The organism is Pseudanabaena biceps PCC 7429 (genome assembly GCF_000332215.1).
GTDB lineage: Bacteria > Cyanobacteriota > Cyanobacteriia > Pseudanabaenales > Pseudanabaenaceae > Pseudanabaena > Pseudanabaena biceps.
The window spans coordinates 1-1,239 of record NZ_ALWB01000408.1; the positions used below are offsets into that span (position 1 = coordinate 1).

A 1,239-nucleotide genomic window follows, 5' to 3' on the forward strand; every position below is an offset into this window, starting at 1 on the left:
CTTGCTACGCAAGGCTTTTACTTTTGGGCTTTTAAAATTTGCCAGCTTAACCCGAACTGACGTTAACTAAGCATAATTAAAAAACAAAACCAGAAGAGCATACCGCCCGCTTAGCGGGCAGTATGCTCTTCTAGGTTTTAAGTTTACTTATGCTTAGCTACTTATTAGCTACTTAGTGGGATGACCAAATATTTTCTAAATTCAGGATAAATCCCAATAAAACATCTTCTCCAGACAAACTGACGGGTGCTTCGAGAATTTCTATAGGTTTACCTAAACGATAAATTGCCACACGCTTACTTTCTGGATCGATGAGCCACCCCAAACGGCAACCATTATCCTGATATTCCTGCATCTTGGATAAACCCTTAATCCATGAATCCGTTGGTGACAAAAGCTCGATCGCAAAGTCAGGGCATAACGGTAAAAACTTCTTACGTTGTTCGAGGGTGAGAGCATTCCATTTTTCAATTGGTATCCATGCCGCATCAGGAGAGCGATCGCCACCTCTAGGCAGAGAAAAGCCCCCAGAAGAATCGAAAACCTTACCAAGTCGCTCCTGACGATTCCAAATCCCTAAATCGAGATTGTAATTGCTCAACCAAGGGAAATTGACAAAAAGGCAAAAGCTGATAAATTAAAGATATGAAGGAGTTACCGAACCTAAAGGAACTAACAGACGAGGCAAAAGAAGCCTTGATAGTGAAGCTATGGGAAGAACTACAAAAGCTACAGAAACAGCTAGAAAAGAAACCAAAGAAGACCTCAAAGAATTCGAGTTTACCTCCAGCGAAAGGATTTAAAGCCGAGACCGATAATCCAGAAGAGGGAAGTGTGAGCAAGCGAGTAGGTAGCATAGGTCGGGAAGGAGGAGGTCGTCAACTGAGTGAAAATCCAGACCAAACGATTAAAGCGATAGTAAAAAGCTGTGCAGAATGTGGGAAAGAGATCGCCGAATCGATGCAGGTATACTGGAACGATACGACAAATACGACATACCACCAATCAAACCAATACGTGACTAGAATCGAAAGATATGGATGTAAGTGTGAGCATTGCGGACAAGAACAAATAAGCAACAGTACCAGTAAGCATGGAAGCAGGCAGTCCCTTTGGAGATCGAATCGCCGCCCTAGTAACAACGATGAGATACAGTCACGGGATTAGCTATGGAAGAATGCAGCAAATGCTGAGTGAAGTATTTGGGTTAGAGATATCAGAAGGAGCAATCGCGAACCT

The 1,239-nt window shown here is 42.8% G+C and carries 2 protein-coding genes; one reads left to right on the plus strand and one right to left on the minus strand.

Annotation, left to right across the window (positions count from 1 at the left end; all coding sequences use genetic code 11):
* Positions 1 to 172: 172 nt before the first annotated feature.
* Positions 173 to 601: a Uma2 family endonuclease gene (locus tag PSE7429_RS22785; protein WP_009629765.1), complete on the minus strand. Its 429-nt coding sequence runs from the start codon at positions 599 to 601 to the stop codon at positions 173 to 175.
* A gap of 44 nt (positions 602 to 645) precedes the next feature.
* Between PSE7429_RS22785 and PSE7429_RS26475 the strand changes: the two genes are divergently transcribed.
* The gene (locus PSE7429_RS26475; protein WP_009629766.1) at positions 646 to 1,167 is read left to right on the plus strand and encodes a hypothetical protein; all 522 of its coding nucleotides are present in this window, start codon (positions 646 to 648) and stop codon (positions 1,165 to 1,167) included.
* Positions 1,168 to 1,239: the final 72 nt, after the last annotated feature.

What these genes read in the sequence shown, in the direction of transcription:
- PSE7429_RS26475 (WP_009629766.1), top strand. Translation starts at nt 646, where the DNA reads ATGAAGGAGTTACCGAACCTAAAGGAACTAACAGACGAGGCAAAAGAA.